This is a genomic window from Halobacillus sp. BAB-2008 (genome assembly GCF_000328325.1).
Classification (GTDB): domain Bacteria; phylum Bacillota; class Bacilli; order Bacillales; family Halobacillaceae; genus Halobacillus.
The window spans coordinates 90599-113776 of the sequence record NZ_ANPF01000001.1 but is presented as its reverse complement, the minus strand read 5'-3'; the positions used below and the strand labels follow the sequence as shown (position 1 = coordinate 113776).

Here is a 23178-nt window from a genome sequence, read left to right as displayed (position 1 = left end):
TCTTTTTATAGTTAAGACGGACGGATCGGCGATTTCCTGCTGCAGGATTCGCGTTCGATAATGATCGTCGGAATAATGACGCTCTTCTTGATTCTGTCCGGATGTTTCAACCATTCAATAAGGTTGCGTGCCGATTCATGGCCGAGCTGGAACGACTGGGTATCAACCGTCGTCAGCGGAGGGCTGGAGAGCCGGGCGATCATCGTGTTGTTAAATCCGATCACACTCATCTGCTCCGGCAGCTTCCAGCCTTTGGTCGTCAATTCACGCATGACCATCATGGCATTGTAGTCGTCCGTGATCACGAGTCCCGTCGGCGGGTCGGAGAGAGCCGTCAATGCAGCAGCCACTTCTTCCGCTCCCGACTGATCCGCCTGGATGTTCTTCCAGATGTGCGCCGTTTCATCCAGTCCGTTCGCCTGAAGCGCCTGCTTAAATCCTTGCAGACGATCCCGGGCTACTTCGTACTGTGCGTCGCCGCCGATGAAACCGAGCTTCTCATGGCCGAGCTTGATCAGATGGTTCGTCGCATCTTTACTCGCCTGTACGTTGTCATTATCGACATAGAGGGTGTCTCCCGGAGAATCGACCGGTTTGCCGATCATGACGAAAGGAAATTCGCATTCCCTTAAATACGGGACAACCTTGTCATCCTCGCGGGAATAAAGGACGATACAGCCGTCGACACGCTTTCCCTGGACCATCTTGACGACTTCTTTATAAATAGCTTCTTCTGTGTTTCCCGTCGTTAAGTAAATACTGTAGTCACTATCATGACAGGCATCGCTGATCCCTCTCAACAATTCCGAAAAAAACGGGTTGTCGAAGGAGTGGATCGAGGATACCTTCGTTACGATGCCGATTGTCTGGGTGGACTGACTGACAAGGACCCGGCCGTTGTAATTCAAATGATAGCCGAGCTCCTCCATTACTTTCCTTACCTTCCGCTTCGTCTTCTCACTGATACGCGGACTGTCTGAAATAACGCGGGAAACAGTAGAGGGAGCCACGTTCGCCTTCTTCGCTACATCTTTTATCGTTACGGACATACCCATCTACTCCCCTGCTGATTATTTGACGGCACCTTCTGAAACACCGGCAATGATTTGCTTCTGAGCGAAGAAGTAGCCGATGATGACCGGCAGGATGGCAATTGTCAATCCTGCAAGCGCCAGGTGCCACTGCTTCGTATATTGTCCGAAGAAATAGAACATCTTCAACGGGATCGTCGCATTCGACTCATTCAAGACAAGAGATGGAAGGAGGTAATCGTTCCAAATCCAGATGACGTTCAAGATCGCGACTGTTACGGAAATCGGTTTAAGCAGCGGGAAGATGATGTGCCAGAATAGCTGGAAGCGGTTCGCTCCATCGATGATGGCTGCTTCATCCATGGATGTAGATACACCCGTCATTGCTCCGTGATACAAGAAGATCGACAGGCTGCAACCGAATCCGAGATACATAAAGACCAAACCACCGGCGTTCAGCATGTCTGCCTGTCCGAAAATCGAAACAAGCGGGATCATGACAGACTGGAACGGAATCAGCATTGCCGCTACAAACACGAAGAAGATGATGCCGCTGAGCTTGCTTTTATTCCGGGCCAGCGCGTAGCCGGCCATGGAAGAGAACAGGATGATGATCGCAATGCTTAAGCCCGTGATCATCAACGAGTTGAACAACGACTTTAGAAATTCCAGATCGATGAACGCTTCCACAAAGTTTGAGAAAACGAATTCGTCAGGAAGACCGAGGACACCTTCAAAGATGCCCCGTTTTGTTTTAAACGCATTGACGATCATCAAGTAAAACGGTGCAATCCAAATCAAGCCGAGCAGAAGGCCGAGGACTTCAATGGAAATTAAATTTCTTCTTTCTTTATTTCGCTTCATTACATCTCCACCTCCCGCTTCTTGTTGTAATACACTTGGCTCAACGCAATAACCGCGACAATCAGGAAGAAGATGACGGCTTTCGCCTGTGCGTAGGCCATATCGTTATCCTGGAATGCTGTGTTGACGATTTCCATTGCTACCATCTGTGTCGAGTTGAACGGTCCGCCGTTCGTCAACGACAAGTTCTGGTCATAAATTTTGAATGCCATGGACAATGTCAGGAACATACTGACCGTGAAAGCTGGTGCGACAAGTGGGAACGTGATGTTCTTGAAGCGCTGGAAGCTGCTCGCACCGTCGATCTTCGCTGCTTCGATCAGTTCTTTCGGAATGTTTTCTAAGTATGCGATATAGATGATCATGATATAGCCGGCCATCTGCCAGGCTGTTAAAATGACAAGCCCCCAGAAACCGGTGCCCTTCGTGGAAAGCCAGCCGTTCAGGCCTTCGATACCGGTCAGATTGGCGACATCTCCGAACACGCTGATGAAGATGAACTGCCAGATGAACCCGAGAATCAATCCGCCGATCAAGTTAGGCATGAAGAAAACCGTACGAAGCAGGTTTCCGGACCGGATTTTTCTTGTGACAAGAAGCGCAAGCCCGAGACCCATCACGTTTAATAAAATGACGGTGACGACTGCGAATTGTACTGTAAACCAGATGGAATCTACGAATTCCTGCTCCTGGAATAGATTTATATAGTTTTCAAGACCGAGGAACTGGGTCGCTGATATTCCGTCCCAATCGGTGAACGAGTAGAAAAGACCATAGATGAAAGGAATGACGACGACGATTCCCAACCCGAGGATGACGGGGGTGAGGAACAGCCAGAAGGACAAACTGCGGTTCTGCATGTAGAACTCCTCCAATGCTTATTATGATAACGATTTCATATCTGCCTTTAAATAAAACATCCCGTCTATTAACATACTTACCTTATAAATATCCTAATAGAGGGGATATTTTATAATGCCGGCAGGAGCGAGCTGCTCCTGCCGACCCTATAAGGTACGACCGTTATTGGCGGGCGTCTTCCCAAGCTTTCGTAGCTTTCTCTTCTACCTCTTCCCACTCGATGTCGCCTGCGATATATTCCTGCATCGCTACACCAAGTGCGTTTTCTGTCCAGCTCGTAGGAGCACCAAGGAAGACCCATCCAAGCGTGTTGCCTTCATTAGCATAGTTGTAGATTTCCTGAGAAATCGGATCTGCGATATTCTGATCTTCATACCCTTCATATGCCGGGATGAACTTGAACTCTTCTGTTACGAACTTCTTGCCTGCATCAGATGTGTACATCCAATCAAGGAAGTCTTTACTCGCCTGCACGACTTCGTCATCGGATTCTTTGTTTACAACCCAGTAGTTAGGAACGCCGACAGGGATGCTTCCTTCATATCCTTCTACAGGAATCGGAAGAAGACCGACATTGTTTTCCGCGAATTCCGGATCCATGGACTCGATGGTGTTGTACACCCAGTTACCTTGCTGGATCATCGCTACTTTACCCAGTGAGAAGTTCTCTTCTACCTGTTGAGAATAGTCGAGGCTCAATGTAGGCTGAATGGAATACTCGTTCTGAATGTCTGTGAAACGCTTCATCTGATCGCCCATTTGGAATTCGACCGTATCAGCTTCATATGCTTCCATGACATCATGATTGAATTCGTCTGCAAGATAAGCGTTCGCCAGGTGGTTACCCATTACCCACTTCTCTTTCGCAGGGAAAGCGAATGGTGCGTCGATACCAAGGTCGCCTTTCTTGGAGTCAAGCGTCTTCACTGCTTCTTCCAAGTCATCCAGTGTCTTGATATCTTCTGCTTTGATCCCGGCATCTTCAAACACCTGTTTGTTGTAAAGCAGGCCGTAACCTTCCTGGTTGAAAGGAAGACCGAGGACCTGATCGTTTCTGGATACGCCGGAAAGCGTTCCATCAAGCGCCGCTTTGGCAGCTTCCGTATCAGATAGATCTGCTAAGTATTTTTCATATTGATCGACATCTGTCGGACCACCGACGTTGAAGATGTCCGGTTCTTCACCAGAGGAGAAGGACGTTTTCAGAGAGGCCCCATAATCGTTTCCTCCACCGACTGTTTTGACATTGATATCGACGTCCGGATTCTCTTCCTCATACATGGATACCAATTCTTCAAACTGATCTTTAAATTCCACTTTGAATTGGAAAACATCTACTGTAACAGCATCTCCGGAGTTTCCACTTGATTCTGAATCTCCATCACCGGAACCGAAGGAACAACCAGCCAGGGCAACCGTCGAAGCGAGTACTGCTGTAGCAATCCCCGCGGACCATTTGTTTCTTTTCATCTCATCCACTCCTTATTCATCCTATTAATCTTTGAATCCGCTTACATATCACATGTAAAAAAAGAGCTTTCGTGGTATGCCTTCGTGCAACAGACCGTGCATACGTTTGCACAAATGGCATGTAAAAAACTCATCAGCTTGTACAAAATGAGTAAAAAAATATTGCTATGGCGCATGTGAATACGTTTGCATAAATTCATTGATTAATGAAGTTGAGTAAATCATAACATGCAAAAAAACAAATACAACAACATTTTTCAAATAATTCTCCAAATAGGTAACGCTTTCACGTATACCTTATCCTTCCTTCGCATGAATGTCCCTTATCCTTCATAAATTGATGGAAAGAGGTGAGTTTCATGACAAAGAAAAAAGGGCAGCTCAATTGGGATGCGTTTTCTGAAAATGTGGAGAAAGTACTTGGAGAGGATTTTTGGAACGACATGCATCATGTCATTCCGAAGAAAGGTCCTTCCTATGACTTTTTTCAAACAAAAGATCAAGGGGTGCTCGTCATCGAACTTCCCGGTATGACCAAGAACGATCATGTGCAGATGACACAGGAAGGCACCCGCCTGATTGTAAAAGGAACCGTCACGCCTCCCTATCCTGTTCCGGTCGAGGAATTGATTCATGACGAGCGGATGAAAGGTAGTTTCAAGCGCATCATTCCGATTCCGTTCCCCTTTTCCATTGACGATATTACAACGGCCTACAGCGACGGCCTGATGGTGATAACCTTGCGCAAACATGCGGACAGTAACGAAGTACGCATCCACTTCGACCCTCAATAGCGCAGGAATATTTCCTTTTCATCGGAGTGACGTTTTGGCAGCCTCACTTCGACAATTCCCTCGTGGTACTGGGCATGGATATTACGCCGACTCGTCTGAGCGGGAAGTGCAATTGCAAGGCGTTCCTGACCGACTCCATCTACAAACAATTTTCCGTTCCCTACAGTCAGCCGAAGTTCCTCGACAGCTACTTCCAGAGGAACGGTGATCGTGACGACGACTTCATTGACTAATTCGATCACTTTGTATGGGACCTTCTCTTTTTCTTTGGCGGCTGGCTGCTGCATAAATGGATTGGGGGATAATGCTTCTTCCATCTGCTTTTGAACGAATTCATTCATTTTGAACATATCCATCATTTGATTCGGAAATCCGTTCCCAAAAGGGGAATTCGATGGATTTCCTTCTCCTTGTTTTCCAAAAGACGGGAACCAATTCATAAAGTCTTTCATGCTTGACTATTCCTTTCATACATTAGTGATAGGAGGTGACGACATGTGCCGCATCATTTTCGATCAATTATCCGTCCATCAAATCTCCAACGCCTCTGGTATATATTCCGGTACGAACATCCCTTCCGGATTCCGCTCCACTCAGAAGAAATGGGAAGGAAACGGCAAGGTGGTCGGTGACAGGAACATCCTCCAATCCAACAAACACCTTGTCATCAAAAAGCCGCAGGGAGATTGAGGCTATGTTTTTCTTTCGTAAACGAACGCCTCCTCCCACCAACGATTTGAAGGAATTGCTGCAAGAGCTTCAGCGTCTGCGCCAGACCGTCGAGCATCTTCAGGAGAAACACGTGGAGTACCACCTTCATATTGATCATGTCGATATTCACGATCCAAAGCTTGAGCAACTGACCTTTCAACTGGACAACTTGGATATTAAAGAGTTGAGCGGAGCTTTGAACATGGGCAATAATTTTGGTGTCCACGTCAAAAAGGACCCTAAACCGGAAGCGAAGCCGACGAAAGACGGCATGAAAATAACGTTTAAACCGAAGGAGGACTGACATGGCCTTTTTGTCCCCAAACTTCTTCATCCAAAACATCCGGATCGGAGCGATTGAGAATGCCTCGTGCTTGAACATGGGCAACAACGTCCCGAACGGATTTGAGAATCATCAGAAGCTTAATCAGGGGTTCGGAACCGTTCATGGTGATGAAAATACGCTGGAAGGGCTGCGTTCCATTCTAAGTGATTCCGCTCTCCTCGACATGATGATGGCTGATAAAGAACAAGAGATGCCTGAATGGCTCACAGACCTCATCAAACATAAAATGGAGGAGAATCAGCCTTCGGGTTGATCTCCTGCCTTGTTTTGTTTATGAGAGGAAGACGTGGACGGACTGTAGACCGGCATATCAACGAGGTCATCATCGTGCACGACATTGATGTTATGCGTAATCATATTGCCTTCCCCGATCACAGATCCCAGCCCGACATTCTCCTTGCGATAGGTACTCCAGCCGTTCTGAGTGTTGGGACCGACGAAAATCCCGGAATTCCCTTCGATCTGATTGACATAGATGGAATCAAAACGAATATCGATGGAATCTCCCCCTTAGTACTGAACGTTCGGTTGAGGGTTGTTGGCTGTAGGGACGAAGAATGGACTATCTGTGACATCGTTATCAAAGATTGTATTGACATTGTTTGCTGCAATAAAGAATCCAACCGTTATTCCCGCGGCATTGTTATTCTTCCCCTGCCACGTCCAGTCCGGCTGGTTATTCTGACCTGTCGTTATCGTACCGTTCTCATTGAGCGCATTGACGGCAATCTGATTGAACACAACGGATACTGGCATCTCAATTCACCTCACCTTATACCGATATCCTATTCGCACGTCCGGGATATGTGCCTTTACCTATGTCGCTTCCCCCTATGTTGTTCATAACAGCGATAACAGAAGTCAATGGAGATCGAGTGACCGTCCGTGACCGTCATCACCTCCTCTTCCCGCAGTTCCGCCTTACACTTCCAGCAAATACGACTTGCTTCCTGGAGCGCTTTTAATCTGTCTTCCATCAACATGGCCCTTCCTCCTTTTTCCTGTGTGTCTCTACTTTACCCTTCTCGCCTCCTGAACACGAGTACGCCATTTCCCTGTTTAACAATCCTGAATCGCTGTATTCTCGCTTTTCATCAGCCGGATTCAGAAAAAGAGAGGTATACCAAGACATAAAAGGACAATTATCCCCTTTTTCTAATACACGAAAAAATGCCACCCGTAACCGGATGGCATTCGAACATGTCAGATGAGGCTTCCACGTGTGGAAGGGATCGGCAGCTTTTTAGAAAAACCCTTCTGCGCCGGAACCCCGGCGCACTTTTTAGACCCTTCAAGAAAGGCATGACTACGCAGTCTGCATTTATTTACTTTGGTGGATCCTCCACTTATTGAACTCCAAGTATTCCCTGAATTGATCTTTCGATATCCCTGAATTCATTGCTTCTTGAACGAGGTTCATCCATTCTTCATCCAGATTCTCATCCTGAGGTTCCGCTTCCCCATGGAGAAGAAAATTAATGGTTACGCCCAACTCCTGAGATATTTTTGTCAGAAACTGAACGGAAGGATTCGTTTGGATATTCCGCTCGATGGAACTTAGGTACGACTTCGCCACCCCTGCTCTTTCGGCTAATTCAGACAGCGACATATGACGGTCTTTACGTATTTTCTTAATCCGCTCACCGATCATACTCTCACCTCTTTCTATGTAATTTGAGTATAACACAACACGACAGGCCGTTCTATTTAAAGCACGAAAAATAAATATCCCGGCCTAATTCAAAAAGGGTTTTCATTTCTATGTATACATCGAATTCCCCATTTATTTATATCGGAAAATGACAAAAATGATAAAGCAATTTTTTATAAACGTTCTTTAAATGAGTATGAGTGAAGCGAGAAATGCAATACTAGGATTAAATGATGAGAAAGGTGAGCGACATGAATGATACCGTGGAACAGTTCGAAATCACATTCAATCAGATTCATCAGCATTTAAAAGAGCTGAACGGCTACCCGAAAAACGACAACTTCGTCGAACTGCTGCAGCGATCCAAGCTGAAACACAGCGTCATCCGTATCCATTTTGATCAGCTGAAGCAGTATGCCAAGTTGAGGAACGCCATCGTCCATGAACGGATCAGCGGGGATTATTATATAGCCAGTCCCCACGAAGACGTCGTACGGAAGCTGCAGGAAATTAAACGAACGCTTGATCAACCACCGGAAGCGCTGCAGTTCGCCACTCGTCCCGTCCTCTACTTCAAGGAAGATACGACGCTCATTCACTTGGTCGAAGCGTTCGACGAACACCGAATCTCCCAATTTCCTATCTATACAAAAGACCGTTCCTTTCTCGGCCTGCTGACCAATGAAGGGATTCTCCACTGGATGGCTTCTGCCACTGCCGATGAGCACCTGTCACTGAAAGGGGTGACTGCTGCAGACATCCTCCAGCATGAAAAAGAAGCGAACGTCGAATTCCTGGCAGCCGACCGGACTGTTTTCGATTTGGAAGAGAGGTTTGAGAACAGTCTCGATCAAGACAGGAAACTGAAAGCGGTGCTTGTCACAGAAACCGGGTCCTCCAACGAATTACCGATGGGCATCGTTACAACGTGGGACTTGATCAAAGTGGACCGGCGCGGGGAAGGTTAAAAAATTATGTTGCAAAAACGTTGAACCTCTTCCCTCCACATTATATGATTATATAAATAAGGAGCATAAAGGGGATGGGGTATGATGCATGAACGTAGGAGCGAGCCCTTTCGTTACACCTTCCAATCACCTCTGCCAGGCTTTTATAACAAGAAGTGGAACCGCCAAGTTTCAGGTCCTTTAGAAGTGAATGACATAAGTCTTAACGGTTTACGCTTCACGAGCGCCCTTCATCCTGATTTGATGATGAAAGACGAATTGCTTGTGACAATGATGATTCAAAACCGCACGTTTATTGCCGAAGGGCGCGTCATCTGGCTGCAGAAAGAAGAAAAGAAGATGTCCTGCGGAGTCCACGTCTTCGACTATCCCGAACCGTTGAAACAGATAATCCATACACTTGGAGAATCGATGTCAGAAGCAATTATCCATCATCCTTAAAACAAAAAAACTGGAGGACCACCGCCTACTGATCAGCATGCGGTTGGAACACCAGTTTTTTTAATCAATTCTCATTCGATTTCACGGATGGCGCGGATTCATTCCCTTCCGCATCAACCGCCGTAACGTAATAGATATGACTTCCCGCCTCAGGGTCGACATATGTCTTTCTTTCATGCGCAGAGATGCTGGCCACTTGTTCGAAGTCTTCGCCATCTGCGCTGCGGTACACCCGGTATCCGACAACATCGTCTTTACGGACGGCGTGCCAGTTTACGAAGGAACCACTCACTTCCACGGCTGTCGGAGAAGGAAGTTCTGTTTCATCTTCCACTTCTTCCTTCAGAGTAGTGTAGACTACGAGCCGGTCTTGATGACCTCCTTTATCCCGGATGAATTCACCGGTACAGGTAATTACATTCAGCCTCTTTTCACTCGTCGGACCGAAAATTTCTTCAATCGGAGATTCATCCCACGGATAGCTCTCCATCCGTTCCACTACATACGTTCTCTCTTTTTCTTCGTCATCCGTAACCGTTATCTCATCCCCCGGCTCCAGCTTCTCCAGATCGTAGAAGACAGCAGGACCGGTGTGACTGTCTACATGGCCCGCTATGACTGCGTTCCCTGTTTTCCTGGCTGAGTCCCAGGCTCGAACCAGCCCGCTTTTGACGGGTCTTCCGGCACTCCCATCTCCCCGTTCTCAAGGACACCGACATTTTCTACAGCGGCATCGACGTCGATGGCAGGAATTTTAATATTTACCGGAACTATTCCTGCTTCCGCCTCTTCCGCCCGCTCTTTATTCTCTTCATTCAAGACTCGGAATTCCTCTGTTACCGTCTGCTCGTCCGCCTGCTCTCCCGATGGGTAGATATCGGTATTCACGACGTTACGGCTCCCCTTGCTCACCGGCTCATCAGATGTCCACATGGCAAACACGTTGGACTGATATAAGAACATCAACAGGGCGATCGTGCCCACGATAGAAAAGTAAATTTTCCACTTTCTTTCCACTGTCTGCCCCTCCTTTTTCCTGGACGTGTACTTAAACAGCTATCGTTTCAACGTTCTATTTGGATCACCTTTTTCATAAAAAAATCATTTAATAAAAACCCAAGCCTGTGTTTACAAGCTTGGGTTTTGGAATCACTACTATTTCTCTACCCGCCTCTGAAAGAAACCAGTCACTTTTCTCGATATATCATCGAAATACGTGTACACGACCGGAATGAGCACGAGTGTAAACAAGCTGGAAACGGATAACCCGAAGATGATTGTCACCGCCAGAGGCTGCTGGGCTTCGGATCCCTCACCGATACCGAGGGCGAGCGGCACCATGCCGAGGATCGTCGTCAGCGTCGTCATGAGAATCGGACGCAGGCGGTTCGGTCCTGCCTCGAGAATCGCTTCCAACCGGTCATACGATTTCCTACGCAGAATATTGATGTAATCCACGAGAACAATTGCGTTGTTAACGACTATCCCTGCGAGCATAATGATGCCGACAAAAGCAGGAAGACTGAACGGCAGACCAGTCAACAGAAGACCACCCGATATACCGACAATCGTTGCCGGCAGCGAGAACATGATGATGAACGGGAACAGGAAGTTCTCGAACTGGATCGCCATGACGGCGTAAACAAGGAAAATAGAGAATACAAGGGCGATAGCTAAATCGCCGAACGCATCCTGCATATCCTGCGCCTGACCGCCGATGGTGTAGGAATATCCATCCGGGAAATTCAGCTGTTCCAGTTCCGCTCTTACTTGTTCGGTCGCTGTTCCTAGATCAATACCGCTGACTTCCGCTTCTACATTCACCTGGGGCTGCTGATTTTCACGTAACAGAGAGACGGGCCCCTGGACCTGTTCCAGTTCTGCGATCGTCGCAAGAGGAACAATCCCCCCACTCGGAGATTGAACCGGCATACTTTCGAGATCGGCGATCGTCTGCCGGTCCTCCTCAGGGAAGATGAATCGGACATCGACTTCGTCCGTGCCGTTCCGGTACCTTGTCGCAATTTGACCATTGAAGGCGAGCTGGACTTGACTGATGACCTGTTGATCCGTCAATCCATATTGGGCCGCTTTCTGGGAATCGACGTTGATTTGCATTTCCGGACGTCCTTCCTCTGTGGAAGAAGTGGCGTTATTTACACCGTCGACTTCGTTCATTACGTAAGCAACCTGTTCTCCAAGCTCATCAAGGACGTCATACTCTTCTCCGTTCAACTGGACTTGAAGAGGTGCTCCGGTTCCAAGGCCGGCATCGAGTTCACTCACCTCGATTTCCGCTCCTGCGATTCCAGCAACGGCTTCATCGAGCTCCCCCATCACTTCCTGGGTTGTCTTCTCCCTGGATTCAGGATCAATGAGCTGAATCGTATAGGATGCCGAATCGGTAGAACCGTTACCAAAGCTTCCCATACCACCGCTGCCAATGGATAAATAACTGACGTCAACGATATCTTTGAACTTTGCAATTTGTTCATCAACTTGATTTGTGACGGACTCCGTTTCGGAAAGCGATGTACCTGCAGGCATTTCGACTTGGATTTCCACCTGCCCTTGATCGGAAGGAGGAATGAATTCGGTTCCGATAAATGGAATGACCGCTATCGCTGCAGCAATCAAGGCCGTCGTAATCGCCAGCGTCGTTTTTCTGAACTTCAACACCCAGCGCAGTACAGAACGGTACACGTCATTCACCTTATCAAGGAAGCGGTCAAACCAATAACGCCGGCCGTTTTCCTTCAACGACTTCGTTAACAATTTCGAAGACAGCATCGGAATGAGTGTCACCGATACAGCAAGCGATGCAATCAGTGCGAACATGATCGTCAAGGCAAGCGGTGTGAATAATTCTGATGCAATTCCTTCTACAAAGATGATCGGCAGGAAAACAACCAAGGTTGTGGTAGCGGAAGCAACGACGGCAGGCGCGAGTTCCGATGCCCCCACTTTTGCCGCCTCCACCATAGAATACCCCTGCTGCCGGTAGCGGACGATATTCTCCAGGATGACAATGGAACTGTCCACCATCATTCCAATTCCAAGCGCCAGTCCACCCATCGTCAGGACATTCAACGTCTCTCCAGTGAAATACATCAACGTGAACGTCGAAATGATGGCGATCGGAATCGAAAGACCGATGACCAGTGTTGCCCGGAAGCTCTTTAAGAACAAGAGTAACACCAGAACAGATATGATTCCCCCGATAATAATATTCAAGACGACACTGTTGATGGATGTTTTGATAAAGTCGGACGTGTCCAGGACGATGCTCGTCCCGACCCCTTCCGGTAGATCCTCATCCAAATCTCCAAGTGCCGCTCTTACATTATCCGCCGTTTCTACACTGTTGGCATCGGTTTTCTTCAAGATGGACAGCACGACCGAAGACTCTCCATCGACCTTGCTGATCGAATTGGCATCGACAAGCGTTTCCTCGACATCCGCGATTTGATCGAGCGTCACTTTCGCACCCGATGGAGACTGAATGATGGTCTCACGCACATCATCCACCGAGGAAAACTCCCCTTCCAGTCTAAGCTGCAAATCTTTCTGACCGGACTCGATATTCCCGGCCGATGCGGATTGATTAGCGGCATTTAACGCTTGAATGACTGTCTGCGAATCCAGTCCATACTGAGCCATCTGTGCACGGTCGATAAGGACCTGCACCTCACTTACTTGTCCACCTTCCACGCTGACAGAGGCGACACCATCCTGTCGCTCAAGAAAAGGGACGATCCGACTTTCGGCAACCTGCTGTAACTCTGCCGGAGATCCGCCGGATAAGCCGATCGTCATGATCGGCAGCTGCTGCGGATCGAAGCGCAGCACACTTGGATCGGAAGCTTCTTCAGGAAGGACGCCCGTTACCTGATCGACGCTTTCCCTCACCTCAAGCAGCGTACTGTCAAGATTTACTCCTGTATTGAATTGAAGCAGCACGAGGGAAGAGCCTGCCTGAGACCTGGATTGAAGAACTTCCAGCCCTTCAATACTGCTTACTGCCGACTCCACCGGCCTGCTTACAAGCTTCTCTACTTCCTGAGGTGCCGCCCCTTCATAGGACGTCGAAACAACAGCGATAGGGAGCTCAATTTCCGGATAGAGATCGATCGTTAAATTACGCAGAGAAACGAAGCCGAGGGCAAGAATGGCGGCAACGACCATAATGACCCCGACAGGTCTCTTGACGGAAAGATTAACGAGCTTCATCCGGAGAATCCTCCTTCATGACACGTACAAGATCCCCGTCCGTAAGGGTCAACTGCCCGGAAGTGATGACATCTGCATCTGAAGGGAGATCTTCCGAGGTAACAGCAACCTGATCCGTTTGTCTTTCCACGACTTCCACAGCAACCTGCACCGCTTTTTCGTCCACGATCTGATAAACAAATGTCTCTTCATTTTCTTCTACTAAACTGTCTGTCGGAATGATTAACGTATCCTCGACCACCTTTTCCGGTAAAAGGAAAGTTGCCATCATGCCGGGTTTGATCGTCTCTTCTCCATTATCTACGCGTGCTTCAACAGGATACAATCCGGTGTCGTCCGGGACAGATGAAACATACGTGACGGTCGCAGTGACTTCGTCTTCAAGAGCCCCAATATCGACCTTCAGTTCTTCCTCTTTGTTAAACAAATCCAATTGTTCAGCAGTCACGGAAGCAGTAATCGTCATCGGATTCAAACTGACAACGGTAGCAAACGGCTGTTGGTTCGTAACGAGGTCCCCCTCTGATGCATTCAGGGAAGCCACTTCTCCGGAAACCGGCGCAGTCACTGCTTCGTTCGCCGCCTGCTCCTTCGCCTGTTCCAATTGGACATTCGCCTGCTCGACTTGAAGCTCTGCCTGTTCTACGGCCATATCCGCCTGCTCGATCTGCTGCTCGGCCTGATCGACTTGAGCTTCTGCCTGGGCGACAGCGGAAGCAGATGCAGGCGCCTGCCCACTCAACTGCTTCATCTGTGCCTGTGCCTGCTCCGCGCGATTTGCCGCCTGCTCATACAGCGCTTCAGGAATCTTCTCCTCTTTAAACAGCTTCTGTGTCTCATCAGCCAGCTGTTTTGCCTGTTCGTACTGCTGTTCAGCCGCTTCCGCCGCCTGGGCCGTTTGACTCTTTTCTGATTGAGAAGCCTGCTTGGCAAGCGTCACCTGATCTTCCGCATTCTCGACGCCGGCTGCTGCTTGTTCTTTGGACAACCGGGCATTCTCAAGCTGCTGCTCCGCTTGACGGACCGCCAATTCCTGCAGCTCCACCTGACTTTCTCCGTTACCAGGATCGACGACACCGATCGTCTCTCCCTTCTCCACTCTGTCGCCTTTCTCCACATTCAAGGTTACCAGTTCACCAGGCGTCTTGGCTGTCACAGGCGCCTGCTCCCCGGCCGTTGCGGATCCCGAAATTTCCCGTTCGATGACGAAATCATCTTTTTGGACTGTATCCACCTGAACAGGGGTCACACGCTCCTCCGCTTTCTCTGAACCCGTCTCTTCCTGCATACACGCCGCCAATACTACCAGCGACAACACCATTACCAGCTGTTTCATCAAGACTTCCTCTCCTTCAAAGACTCTCTTCGATGTGTTTCCCCTGAACCTTTTATGTACGCCGAATACAAACCGCTGACCATGTAGTCATAATTACGATTAATGTTACTAAACTCCCCTATGTATTGCAACTTGCAGCATTCCGGGGAAAATGGCAAAATTGTGTCTGCTTCCCGTGTCGGAATATGCTGTACTTTCGTTTCATCTGCCCCTTATTGTGGTAATAAATAACAGACGTTATGCGACGAGGGCACAAAAAAAGCCAAACCGGATCGGTTCGGCCGTGATGCCTATTGGAGGCTGTTTCCGAGCTGTGCCACGAGCAGATCGAGTTTCTTAATCTTGGGAAGCTCATATTCCGGGAAACGCTGATCAAAATGAGTAAAAAGCGGCTCCAGTGCTTCATCCTCCATCATTTCACCGAACGTATGGAAAGTATGCTGGTACTGGGCGATGTAGCGTTTCATTTTCTTATCAAAACCGGACAGATGATACGTGGATGAGAAATCGAACGCTTTAACAATATCGCTGTCATACGAGGGGAAGCTGGGGTTCAGGGTATGCAGCATAGAGGCAGCAAGTGGAAACTGCATCGTAGGATTCCCTTTGTAGTTCTTTACTTCGTACAGACGTTTCGTTATCTGGACGATATTCGGTCGTTCATGGTCCCGCTGTTCTTCCATCAGTTTGAAGTAACAGCTCTCAAACTCCTTCGTCAAACTCGGATTATCCAATCGGAAGAAATGCCGGAAGATAAATTGATAGAGCTTGTCATCCGGGACATACGTATCTTCAAACACCGTATGCAGGTAAAGGTAAACATCCAGTTTTTCCTGCGGAATGTTGTTGACCACTCTCTCTCGCTCTTCTAACAATAATTCTTTTAAATCTTGTGCCGTTCTGTACTTCATCAATAATCACCTCTATTCGCTTATTCCACGCATCTAAAAACTGGAAACTTATAATTGTAAAGTTTTTATGAATTGTTCTATCTTCATTCTACCGAACCGACGCCTATTTTCCAAAGGATATAGACAATCTCTGGTCAAAATATCCCTTCATCCTCTTCTCTCGTATTCCGATACAAGAAAAGAAGGAGGGATCAAATGGATATTGCAGCCTTATCAATGGCGCTGAGCACAACACAGTTGAAACAGCAGACGAACCTGGCATTGATGGATAAAGTGATGGGGGACGCCGATACAAAAGGGGCCCGGATGGTGGAGATGATGGAGAACTCCATCCCCCACCCGGATCTCGGAAACAGCCTTGATATAAAGGCGTAATCAAAAGATTGCCACCGGCGGGCGTGATGATAAAGGAGCTGAGCGAATGGACAAAAGAATGGCATGGACTGGTTACTCCCTTTTCTTAGCAGGCATCGCTTTATTTCTCCTGTCCCCGCCCAAAGCTCAGCCGGTCTTCGTACCGATCTTTACCATCGGTGGTCTCTGTCTACTGATTATCGCCTTATTTCTGTCCATGAAAAAAAGCCGCTGAACAGCGGCTTTTTAAGACTTATTATTCGTTGTCTTTGTTTTCATCGTTTTCCATCGTATCTTCGTTCGTCATGTCTTCTTCGTTCTGCTTCTCTTCTTCATTCATATCGTCTTCCATCTTGTTCTCATCGTCCTGCATATCTTCTTCCATCTTGTTCTCGTCTTCCTGCATATCCTCTTCCATGTTATCTTCTTCTTCCTGCATATTCTCTTCTGTGTTGTTATCGTCCTCCGCGGGCTCCTCTTCCGAAGCACACGCACCTAAAAGAGAAACAGCGAACAAAGCGACCAACAATTTAAGTAACAAAGCTTTCATGGACATTTCCTCCTTTTTGATGATTACGTGCTCTAGTATGTCCAGAAGAAGAGAATCCATCCATATTCCACCAAGAAAATAAAAAAACCGGCAGCAGCTGCCGGGTCTCTCCATTATTTCAATGCAAACATGATTTCCGCTTCACAGGCAAGTTGCCCGTCGACGGTGGCTTTCGCTTTCCCTTTGCCGATCGGTCCTTTCAAACGGACGATTTCCACTTCCAGCTTCAACCGATCGCCCGGTTTAACCTGACGCTTAAAGCGGCACTTATCGATACCTGTGAAGAACGCCAATTTCCCTTGGTTTTCTTCTTTCTTAAGCATCGCAACCGCGCCCATCTGCGCTAAGGCTTCTGTAATAAGTACGCCGGGCATCACCGGATAATCCGGAAAATGGCCCTGAAAGAAGGGTTCGTTTATCGTTACATTCTTGTATCCAACCGCACGCTCGCCTTCGACAATCTCCTCTACCTGGTCGATTAATAGAAACGGGTAACGGTGGGGAATAATTTCTTTGATTTGTTCAATATCCAGCATCATCTTGCTCCTTTCATCAGTCCTGTTCTCCATTATAAGCGTAGATTCCACGTGGAACAAATCGTTTTCCGCAATTTCGTTTGACATACCGAAATTAGGGAATGCTAATTTCTAGATGACACATCTAAAGGAAGGAGGATGAACAATCATGCTTTGGACTATCTTTATTATCATATTGGTATTATGGCTGCTTGGCGTCATCGGTGGTATTGCAGGGAACCTCGTCCACATTCTCTTAGTGGTCGCACTGGTTGTACTCATCATCCGCCTCGTCCAAGGAAAACGATTATAGCTTTAAAAGGCTGCCTGCATAACTACTGCGGCAGCCTTTTTTTCATGAACTCCTTGTCCAGGCACTTTCCCCGGCAGAAACCGGCACCTGCTCCCTGCTGTCTGTACCAGTCTGTCTGGCTTCCTGAACCGGAGAGGACGGACTCAGCCAGCACGTGTACCAGGATCCCTCTTTAACGATAGGGTCCAGATCAAACAGGTCATAGTTGCTTTTATTCGTTACACGTTCGAGCTCTGCTTTGTCTGGAAGGGCAAATAAATTGGAATGGGCAACGAAGAAACTATTGAACGCAGAGGAAAAGGCTTCTCCGTACATCGTTTCATTCATCGGAGTAATGACGGAAATAAGACCGTCCGGCTTCACATATCCATGCATCTGCTCGAGCAGACCCGACCGCTCATCCGGGTGAATATAATGAAAGAGATTGTGTAGCAGCACCACATCCGCCTTCCTATCCTCCGGGTTCCAGTCATGGACGTCCCCGACGACAAATTCGATATTCGGGTATCCCTCCGATGCCGCGCGGGCGCTCTCAATCACCTTCTGGTTGATATCGACCCCGATCATCCGGACGGAAGGATAAGTTGCAGCCAGTTTTCGTAAATAACAACCGTTTCCGCATCCAAGATCAATGACCGTGTCGATGTCTTTATCACGTAGTGTCTTCATTATTTTCTTCATGGCAAAATGCTCAAGCAGAGCAGACGTTTCGGCAACGACTTCTCCATGCCTGTCATGATCGAACTCCGCCCGCTCCAACGACCGCATTATATCCGGATACTGCAACAAAGTAGGGATATGAAGTTCCATCATTTCTTTAAGCAGCGCCTTCACCCCTGGAGACGATCGTTCACCCATGAGGCTTGCGCAATGTTTCTTCGAAGTGCGGTAGCGCCCGCCAGGCCGTTTCTTCAGATGCTTCACAGCAACACCGACTTTGACCCAGGAAGAGAGCAGGTCCATCGGATACCCCGTCTTCTCACTAATTACATCAATGGTTCGTGCCGTTTCGAATTCATCAAACAAGTCGAGCTCCGATCCGACATATGCATGCCAAATCGGTAAAAAGGATTCATTCTTCTTCATCCACTTCCTCGCCTGCATCACGGTGATCCACTCATTCATCTGATCCTTCCTTTCTCATTTTTTATCCAAGGGTAATCTTCCGCTTCCGAGAATAAGCGCCGGTACTGTTCCGTATCCTTCACCCGCCTCTTTCTTGCCGGAAGCATGTTTCCCTGAACCGCCCTGTCGGTTAATGTGAAATCCCATTTTCCTAATCCGGATATGTTCAGCATCTGCTTAACGTGCAGCTTATCATCTTCATACATCCGCTCCACAGCCCTGCATCTCAGCTTTCTCCACCACTCGTACCGGAAAGAATAAACGAGGGCGGACATATGACTCAAGGTAAGGAGAAAGGAGACACGAGGCTTTCTTACTTCTTCATAATAGTGAAGGTATTCATGATAGCTTTTTCCCTCTTCTTTACACCAGGCCAGCAGTTCCCCGAGCACGTCGGCATCCTGCACCGCTAAGTTCATGCCTTCTCCCGCCATGGGATGTACCGTGTGGGCAGCGTCGCCGATCAATACAAGGTTACCGGCATAGTACCGATCGACATGATAGGTATAGGGAATCATAAGCTGGATATCGCGCCAGTCTCTGATGGCGCGGACGCCGTCCTTTAATTCAGGCGCAAGCTCGCTGTATGCTTCATAGAACCGCTCGAGTCCCTGTTTTTTGATTTGTTTATAACTCCCTGCTTCAATGAGGTAAACGGTACGGATCTCTTTGTCCGGCAAAGGGAATAAACCAAGGAAACCATTCGAAGTTGTAATGATTTTCCCCTTCGTGAAACGTTCCGGACGGGGAATAGTGACCGTGAGGAAATGATGATTATACTCTTTCCGTTCCATATGGACGTTCATCGCATCGCGCGTCGGTGAGCTTCTCCCTTCTGCTCCGACATACACATCCGCCTGGATTGATATTCTCTCCCTCTTCTGTTTAACGACAGCTACACCGTTCTCAAAGCCCAGGAACCGGGCACCCGGGAGGTAGTGAAAGTATTGCTCAAACGATTTCCCTTTATTTCTGAGGATATCCTTTGTCTTCTCATGAGGGACCATCAATGCATGATCATATACGCTCGCTACTCTGCCGTAGTCAAGCTCGGTCAAACTGATTTCTTCAGGCGGACGCCCTTTCCTGCGGTGGACTTCCTGAAAACGGAGCTGATCGATCGGATGACCGCACGCTTCCACCTGTTCTCCAACGCCGATTCGGTCTAATATAGCAATGGTCTTCGGCTGAAGGAGTTCCCCCTTATAAGCAGGCGATTTCCTGTTCATCTGCTCTGCAATGACGACATGAACTCCTCTGCTGGCAAGCTTCGCAGCAAGCATCAGGCCCCCTACACCGCCGCCTGCAATGAATACATCTGTTTTCATAGTTTCCCTCCCGGCTGACTTCGCTGTATCTACCTCATACCCCATAGGGGAATTTGAAAACATTGGAAGAACACAAAAAACACGGACTCTCATGAGTCCGTGTCGTCATATTCCGGAGGCTTCCACATATAATGAAGACAAGCCCGGTTTTTATTCTGTTTTCGTCACGATGTCCCATATATGCTGCCACGTTTCCACTTTCAGCGCATCTGTAGGATCACCATCACCGATCACACCATATCCGACCATCAATCCTATCAGTAAGGCAAGAGCACTGAGGAGGAGAACGATGAGGATCCGAAGCCATATCGGAAGAATCCGCCTGCGGGGTTTCTTTGTGGTCTTCTCTTTCTTCGGTTTATTCTTCCCTGCCTTCGGTTTGACGGCAGTTTCCTTCTCTTTCATTTGCTTTGTCCCTTTTGCTTTAGGATCTGTTGCCATGGTCGTCTAACTCCTTACTATTATGATCTCAGCTGATTGACAAGCCCCATCATCTGGTCTCCTGTCGAAATCGACTTCGCGTTAAATTGATAAGCACGCTGAGCCATCAGCATATCCGTCATTTGTTTCGAAACGTCTACATTAGACGTTTCCAGCGTCCCACTTTTTAATACCGTTTCTCCCGGCTGGACCGCGGTAACCAGTCCATCCGCAGCAATACCGTCCGGAATACGGAATCGATTGCCGCCGACAGCTTCCAGCATACGTGGTCGGACCGCATCAACGACAGCAAGCCTACCTGCTGTTTCTTCTGCTCCATTACGCCGTACAACAACGGATCCGTCCGCATTCAGTGTAATGGATTGAAAGCCGTCTTCCAGGACAATCCGCTCCCCGTCTTCCCCTGCAACTGGATTGCCATTCGTATCCGTCAGCATGACTTCACCGTCATTCAACGGACTTAGATAAAAGTTCCCGGCACGGGTGTACTGTGTTTCTATACCTGCTTCTGTCGGAACTAAAACCTCGAACATGTGCCCTTCCTGAAGAAAAGCCGCATCAAGGGTGCGCCCCGTCTCCTGAAGGCTTCCAAGACTCAAATCAAGATTCGTATGTCCGATCCCGGCACCGGAACCGATCCGGATTCCGTCCGGTGTGAGCCGTCCCGTTTCCGCAAGATTATCTGACTGATTATCAATCTGCTGATACAAAAGAGAGGAAAAATCAGCACTACGGCTTTTATATCCTGTCGTTTGACTATTGGCCAGGTTGTTACCGATCAAGTCCAGCTTCGTCTGCAGCTGGCCCATCGTTACTGCTGATTGAATCATGGAACGATTGATCATGGCTGTTCCTCCCTTTACCGGACTCTGCCGATTTCTGTTACAGCTTTCTGCATGCTTTCATCATATGCTTTCAACACACGCTGATTCATTTCAAACGAACGATATGTATTCATCATTTCCGTCATCGTGGTCGCAGGATCAACGTTGGACTGTTCCAATTGTCCTTGCACCACATCAAAACGGACGGCTTCATTTCCCCCGGCATCCGCCAGGTCTTCCTCCGAACGGAACAAGTCGCTGCCTTCCTTGACCATGGATGCCGGATCAGCACTGTAGGCAAAGCCTAAAGCCACCTGCTGCCCGTCCAATTGAAGCGTACCATCCGTGTTTACAACAAAATCGATTCCGGACGTATTGATTGGATTCCCGGCTTCATCAAGGACATACCCGCCCTGATTGGTCGTAAGGAACCCTTCTCCATCCACCGTGAAGTTTCCATTTCTCGTATAGCGTTCTTCCCCATCATCGTTGCTGACACGGAAGAATACCATCCCTCCGTCATCCGGTACGCCTTGCTGAACGAGAGCCAGATCCGTCCCGACACCCGTCTCCCTTACGTCTCCCTGGACGAAGGAAGGGATAGATTCTTGCACATATACACCTGTGTTAAGGGATCCTACTTCTCTGTTGACAGGTATTTTCGTTCCACGTGATGTAGGCAGTGTGCGGCTTCCCATTTGTTCAATCAGAAGCTCAGGGAAAGACCGCATCGTCCCTTGATCCGCTTTGTACCCTGGAGTATAAGCATTGGCCATGTTATTCGATAATGTTTCCTGCATCCGCTGATTCGCCTTCATACCTGAGGCAGCTGTGTAGAATCCTCTCAACAAGGTGATCGCTCCTTCCGAATCTCAAGAAAAATTAAAACTTCGTCGAAATCCGTTTATCGATATTTTCAAGCATAATTCCTGTACCTGTCGCCACACAATCCATCGGTGCTTCTGCAACCAGAACCGGAACTTTCAGCTCCTCTGCAAGCAATTGATCGATTCCGTGAAGAAGTGCTCCTCCACCAGTCATGATCACACCACGATCGATGATATCCGCAGATAATTCCGGCGGCGTACGCTCCAGTACCTGCTTGGCTGCCTGAACAATCGCCTGAACAGATTCGCGCAGTGATTTCTCAATTTCTTCTGAGTTGACCGTAATCGTCCTCGGAAGCCCTGACACCATGTCACGACCGCGGATTTCGATCTCTTCATTTCTTGAACCAGGGAAGACCGTAGCGACACTGATTTTAATATCTTCCGCCGTACGCTCCCCAATTAGAAGTTTGTATTGTTTCTTGATGTATTGAAGTATTTCATGGTCGAACTTGTCTCCGGCCATTTTAATGGAAGACGCCGTTACGATATCTCCCATAGACAGCACAGCTACATCCGTTGTTCCTCCACCGATGTCTACAACCATATTACCGCTCGGTTGGAAAATATCCATACCAGCACCAATCGCAGCCACTTTCGGTTCTTCTTCCAAGTACACTTTCTTCCCGCCGGATTTCTCCGCCGCTTCTTTGATCGCCTTCTGCTCCACTTTCGTAATGTTTGTCGGGCAGCAGATCAGCATGCGCGGCTTAGAGAAGAATCCCTTCACGTTCGTCTTTTGGATAAAGTGCTTAAGCATCGCTTCCGTCACGTCAAAGTCCGCAATGACGCCATCCTTAAGTGGTCGGATCGCTTCGATGTTTCCAGGCGTACGTCCTACCATACGACGGGCTTCTTCGCCCACTTCCAATACTTTTCCTGTATTCCGGTCCATCGCTACGACGGATGGTTCATTCAATACGATTCCTTTACCTTTTACATGAATGAGTACATTCGCTGTACCGAGGTCGATTCCTATATCTCTCGCAAACATGTTCTGTAGATCCTCCCTATTGTATAAGCATAACCGCTCTCCAAACCTAATCCGCTCAAGAGAAACGGATATACGTTGGGACATTGGCGTTTCAGTCATCTCGCTGACTTAGTTTTTCCCAAATGATTCGAGTATATTTTGGCTTTGTACATTACACATCTAATTCTATATTCTATCACAAAATTACGACATTCGTCTCATGGGAAAAGAAAAAAGTTACCAATGTCGAGGAT

General features: G+C 48.1%; 30 protein-coding genes. 9 read left to right on the top strand and 21 right to left on the bottom strand.

What is annotated here, in order from left to right:
• Positions 1-11 precede the first annotated feature (11 nt).
• The 4 genes from D479_RS00600 to D479_RS00585 all read right to left on the bottom strand — a co-directional run bounded on the left by D479_RS00600 (position 12) and on the right by D479_RS00585 (position 4226).
• The gene (locus D479_RS00600; RefSeq protein WP_008632432.1) at positions 12-1049 is read right to left on the bottom strand and encodes a LacI family DNA-binding transcriptional regulator; all 1038 of its coding nucleotides are present in this window, start codon (positions 1047-1049) and stop codon (positions 12-14) included.
• Between the two features lie 21 nt (positions 1050-1070).
• Positions 1071-1895: a carbohydrate ABC transporter permease gene (locus D479_RS00595; RefSeq protein ID WP_008632426.1), complete on the bottom strand. Its 825-nt coding sequence runs from the start codon at positions 1893-1895 to the stop codon at positions 1071-1073.
• Entirely contained in the window at positions 1895-2755 is an 861-nt protein-coding gene (locus tag D479_RS00590; RefSeq protein WP_008632424.1) for a sugar ABC transporter permease, read from the bottom strand. The genes D479_RS00595 and D479_RS00590 overlap by 1 nt, the downstream gene beginning before the upstream one ends.
• A gap of 163 nt (positions 2756-2918) precedes the next feature.
• Positions 2919-4226, bottom strand: coding sequence for an ABC transporter substrate-binding protein (locus tag D479_RS00585; protein WP_008632423.1), 1308 nt, complete (start codon positions 4224-4226; stop codon positions 2919-2921).
• A 359-nt stretch (positions 4227-4585) separates the two neighbouring features.
• Between D479_RS00585 and D479_RS00580 the strand changes: the two genes are divergently transcribed.
• Positions 4586-5020 carry an Hsp20/alpha crystallin family protein gene (locus D479_RS00580; RefSeq protein WP_008632422.1) on the top strand — a complete coding sequence of 145 codons (435 nt, stop codon included), beginning with the start codon at positions 4586-4588 and terminating at the stop codon, positions 5018-5020.
• Here D479_RS00580 and D479_RS00575 read toward each other — a convergent pair.
• Positions 5014-5472, bottom strand: coding sequence for an Hsp20/alpha crystallin family protein (locus D479_RS00575; protein WP_008632421.1), 459 nt, complete (start codon positions 5470-5472; stop codon positions 5014-5016). The genes D479_RS00580 and D479_RS00575 overlap by 7 nt on opposite strands.
• 43 nt (positions 5473-5515) lie before the next feature.
• On the opposite strand from D479_RS00575, the gene D479_RS00570 reads away from it, so the two are divergent.
• From D479_RS00570 to D479_RS00560, 3 genes are read left to right on the top strand one after another with little or no spacing between them, the layout of a single operon-like run.
• Positions 5516-5710, top strand: a complete 195-nt coding sequence (locus D479_RS00570; RefSeq protein WP_008632420.1) for a hypothetical protein — start codon at positions 5516-5518, stop codon at positions 5708-5710.
• 4 nt (positions 5711-5714) lie between these two features.
• Positions 5715-6035 carry a hypothetical protein gene (locus D479_RS00565; protein WP_008632419.1) on the top strand — a complete coding sequence of 107 codons (321 nt, stop codon included), beginning with the start codon at positions 5715-5717 and terminating at the stop codon, positions 6033-6035.
• Between the two features lies 1 nt (position 6036).
• Complete coding sequence (locus tag D479_RS00560) at positions 6037-6330, top strand: hypothetical protein (RefSeq protein ID WP_008632418.1); 294 nt, start codon at positions 6037-6039, stop codon at positions 6328-6330.
• Between the two features lie 257 nt (positions 6331-6587).
• Here D479_RS00560 and D479_RS00555 read toward each other — a convergent pair whose 3' ends face one another.
• The 3 genes from D479_RS00555 to D479_RS00550 form a co-directional block, all read right to left on the bottom strand.
• The gene (locus D479_RS00555; protein WP_008632417.1) at positions 6588-6833 is read right to left on the bottom strand and encodes a hypothetical protein; all 246 of its coding nucleotides are present in this window, start codon (positions 6831-6833) and stop codon (positions 6588-6590) included.
• Between the two features lie 56 nt (positions 6834-6889).
• The gene (locus D479_RS20525; protein WP_161484927.1) at positions 6890-7060 is read right to left on the bottom strand and encodes a hypothetical protein; all 171 of its coding nucleotides are present in this window, start codon (positions 7058-7060) and stop codon (positions 6890-6892) included.
• Between the two features lie 338 nt (positions 7061-7398).
• Complete coding sequence (locus D479_RS00550) at positions 7399-7728, bottom strand: helix-turn-helix domain-containing protein (protein WP_008632415.1); 330 nt, start codon at positions 7726-7728, stop codon at positions 7399-7401.
• Positions 7729-7979: 251 nt separating this feature from the next.
• Here D479_RS00550 and D479_RS00545 point away from each other — a divergent pair, with 251 nt between their 5' ends.
• Entirely contained in the window at positions 7980-8696 is a 717-nt protein-coding gene (locus D479_RS00545) for a CBS domain-containing protein (protein ID WP_008632413.1), read from the top strand.
• 81 nt (positions 8697-8777) lie between these two features.
• Complete coding sequence (locus tag D479_RS00540) at positions 8778-9137, top strand: PilZ domain-containing protein (RefSeq protein ID WP_152413288.1); 360 nt, start codon at positions 8778-8780, stop codon at positions 9135-9137.
• A 64-nt stretch (positions 9138-9201) separates the two neighbouring features.
• Here the strand turns inward: D479_RS00540 and D479_RS19745 are convergent, their stop codons facing one another.
• The 5 genes from D479_RS19745 to D479_RS00520 all read right to left on the bottom strand — a co-directional run bounded on the left by D479_RS19745 (position 9202) and on the right by D479_RS00520 (position 15614).
• Positions 9202-9753 (bottom strand): class F sortase, encoded by a 552-nt coding sequence (locus D479_RS19745; protein WP_241210900.1) that lies wholly within the window; start codon positions 9751-9753, stop codon positions 9202-9204.
• Positions 9750-10154, bottom strand: a complete 405-nt coding sequence (locus D479_RS19740; protein ID WP_051989358.1) for a class F sortase — start codon at positions 10152-10154, stop codon at positions 9750-9752. Before D479_RS19740 ends, D479_RS19745 begins: the two co-directional genes overlap by 4 nt.
• 138 nt (positions 10155-10292) lie before the next feature.
• Positions 10293-13367 carry an efflux RND transporter permease subunit gene (locus D479_RS00530; RefSeq protein ID WP_008632409.1) on the bottom strand — a complete coding sequence of 1025 codons (3075 nt, stop codon included), beginning with the start codon at positions 13365-13367 and terminating at the stop codon, positions 10293-10295.
• Entirely contained in the window at positions 13354-14703 is a 1350-nt protein-coding gene (locus D479_RS00525; RefSeq protein ID WP_008632407.1) for an efflux RND transporter periplasmic adaptor subunit, read from the bottom strand. Before D479_RS00525 ends, D479_RS00530 begins: the two co-directional genes overlap by 14 nt.
• Before the next feature lie 290 nt (positions 14704-14993).
• The gene (locus tag D479_RS00520) at positions 14994-15614 is read right to left on the bottom strand and encodes a hypothetical protein (protein ID WP_008632405.1); all 621 of its coding nucleotides are present in this window, start codon (positions 15612-15614) and stop codon (positions 14994-14996) included.
• Positions 15615-15809: 195 nt separating this feature from the next.
• Between D479_RS00520 and D479_RS00515 the strand changes: the two genes are divergently transcribed.
• Complete coding sequence (locus D479_RS00515) at positions 15810-15989, top strand: YjfB family protein (protein WP_008632402.1); 180 nt, start codon at positions 15810-15812, stop codon at positions 15987-15989.
• Positions 15990-16035: 46 nt separating this feature from the next.
• Positions 16036-16203, top strand: a complete 168-nt coding sequence (locus tag D479_RS20520) for a hypothetical protein (protein ID WP_161484928.1) — start codon at positions 16036-16038, stop codon at positions 16201-16203.
• Positions 16204-16224: 21 nt separating this feature from the next.
• On the opposite strand, the gene D479_RS19735 is transcribed toward D479_RS20520, so the two are convergent.
• Together D479_RS19735 and fabZ are read right to left on the bottom strand one after the other, a co-directional pair.
• Positions 16225-16518, bottom strand: a complete 294-nt coding sequence (locus D479_RS19735; protein WP_152413287.1) for a hypothetical protein — start codon at positions 16516-16518, stop codon at positions 16225-16227.
• Positions 16519-16631: 113 nt separating this feature from the next.
• A complete protein-coding gene (gene fabZ, locus D479_RS00505; RefSeq protein WP_008632383.1) occupies positions 16632-17054 on the bottom strand; it encodes a 3-hydroxyacyl-ACP dehydratase FabZ in 423 nt (140 codons plus the stop codon).
• 148 nt (positions 17055-17202) lie between these two features.
• Between fabZ and D479_RS20395 the strand changes: the two genes are divergently transcribed.
• Positions 17203-17346: a lmo0937 family membrane protein gene (locus D479_RS20395; RefSeq protein WP_008632381.1), complete on the top strand. Its 144-nt coding sequence runs from the start codon at positions 17203-17205 to the stop codon at positions 17344-17346.
• A 42-nt stretch (positions 17347-17388) separates the two neighbouring features.
• On the opposite strand, the gene D479_RS00500 is transcribed toward D479_RS20395, so the two are convergent.
• From D479_RS00500 to D479_RS00475, 6 genes are all read right to left on the bottom strand, one after another.
• Complete coding sequence (locus D479_RS00500; RefSeq protein ID WP_008632379.1) at positions 17389-18471, bottom strand: class I SAM-dependent methyltransferase; 1083 nt, start codon at positions 18469-18471, stop codon at positions 17389-17391.
• Positions 18468-19799, bottom strand: coding sequence for an NAD(P)/FAD-dependent oxidoreductase (locus D479_RS00495; RefSeq protein WP_008632377.1), 1332 nt, complete (start codon positions 19797-19799; stop codon positions 18468-18470). Before D479_RS00495 ends, D479_RS00500 begins: the two co-directional genes overlap by 4 nt.
• A 150-nt stretch (positions 19800-19949) precedes the next feature.
• Positions 19950-20240: a DNA-directed RNA polymerase subunit beta gene (locus D479_RS00490; RefSeq protein WP_008632376.1), complete on the bottom strand. Its 291-nt coding sequence runs from the start codon at positions 20238-20240 to the stop codon at positions 19950-19952.
• A gap of 20 nt (positions 20241-20260) precedes the next feature.
• The gene (locus tag D479_RS00485; RefSeq protein WP_008632374.1) at positions 20261-21085 is read right to left on the bottom strand and encodes a flagellar hook-basal body protein; all 825 of its coding nucleotides are present in this window, start codon (positions 21083-21085) and stop codon (positions 20261-20263) included.
• Positions 21086-21099: 14 nt separating this feature from the next.
• Positions 21100-21915 carry a flagellar hook-basal body protein gene (locus D479_RS00480; protein WP_039870306.1) on the bottom strand — a complete coding sequence of 272 codons (816 nt, stop codon included), beginning with the start codon at positions 21913-21915 and terminating at the stop codon, positions 21100-21102.
• Positions 21916-21946: 31 nt separating this feature from the next.
• Positions 21947-22945: a rod shape-determining protein gene (locus D479_RS00475; RefSeq protein WP_008632370.1), complete on the bottom strand. Its 999-nt coding sequence runs from the start codon at positions 22943-22945 to the stop codon at positions 21947-21949.
• Positions 22946-23178: the final 233 nt, after the last annotated feature.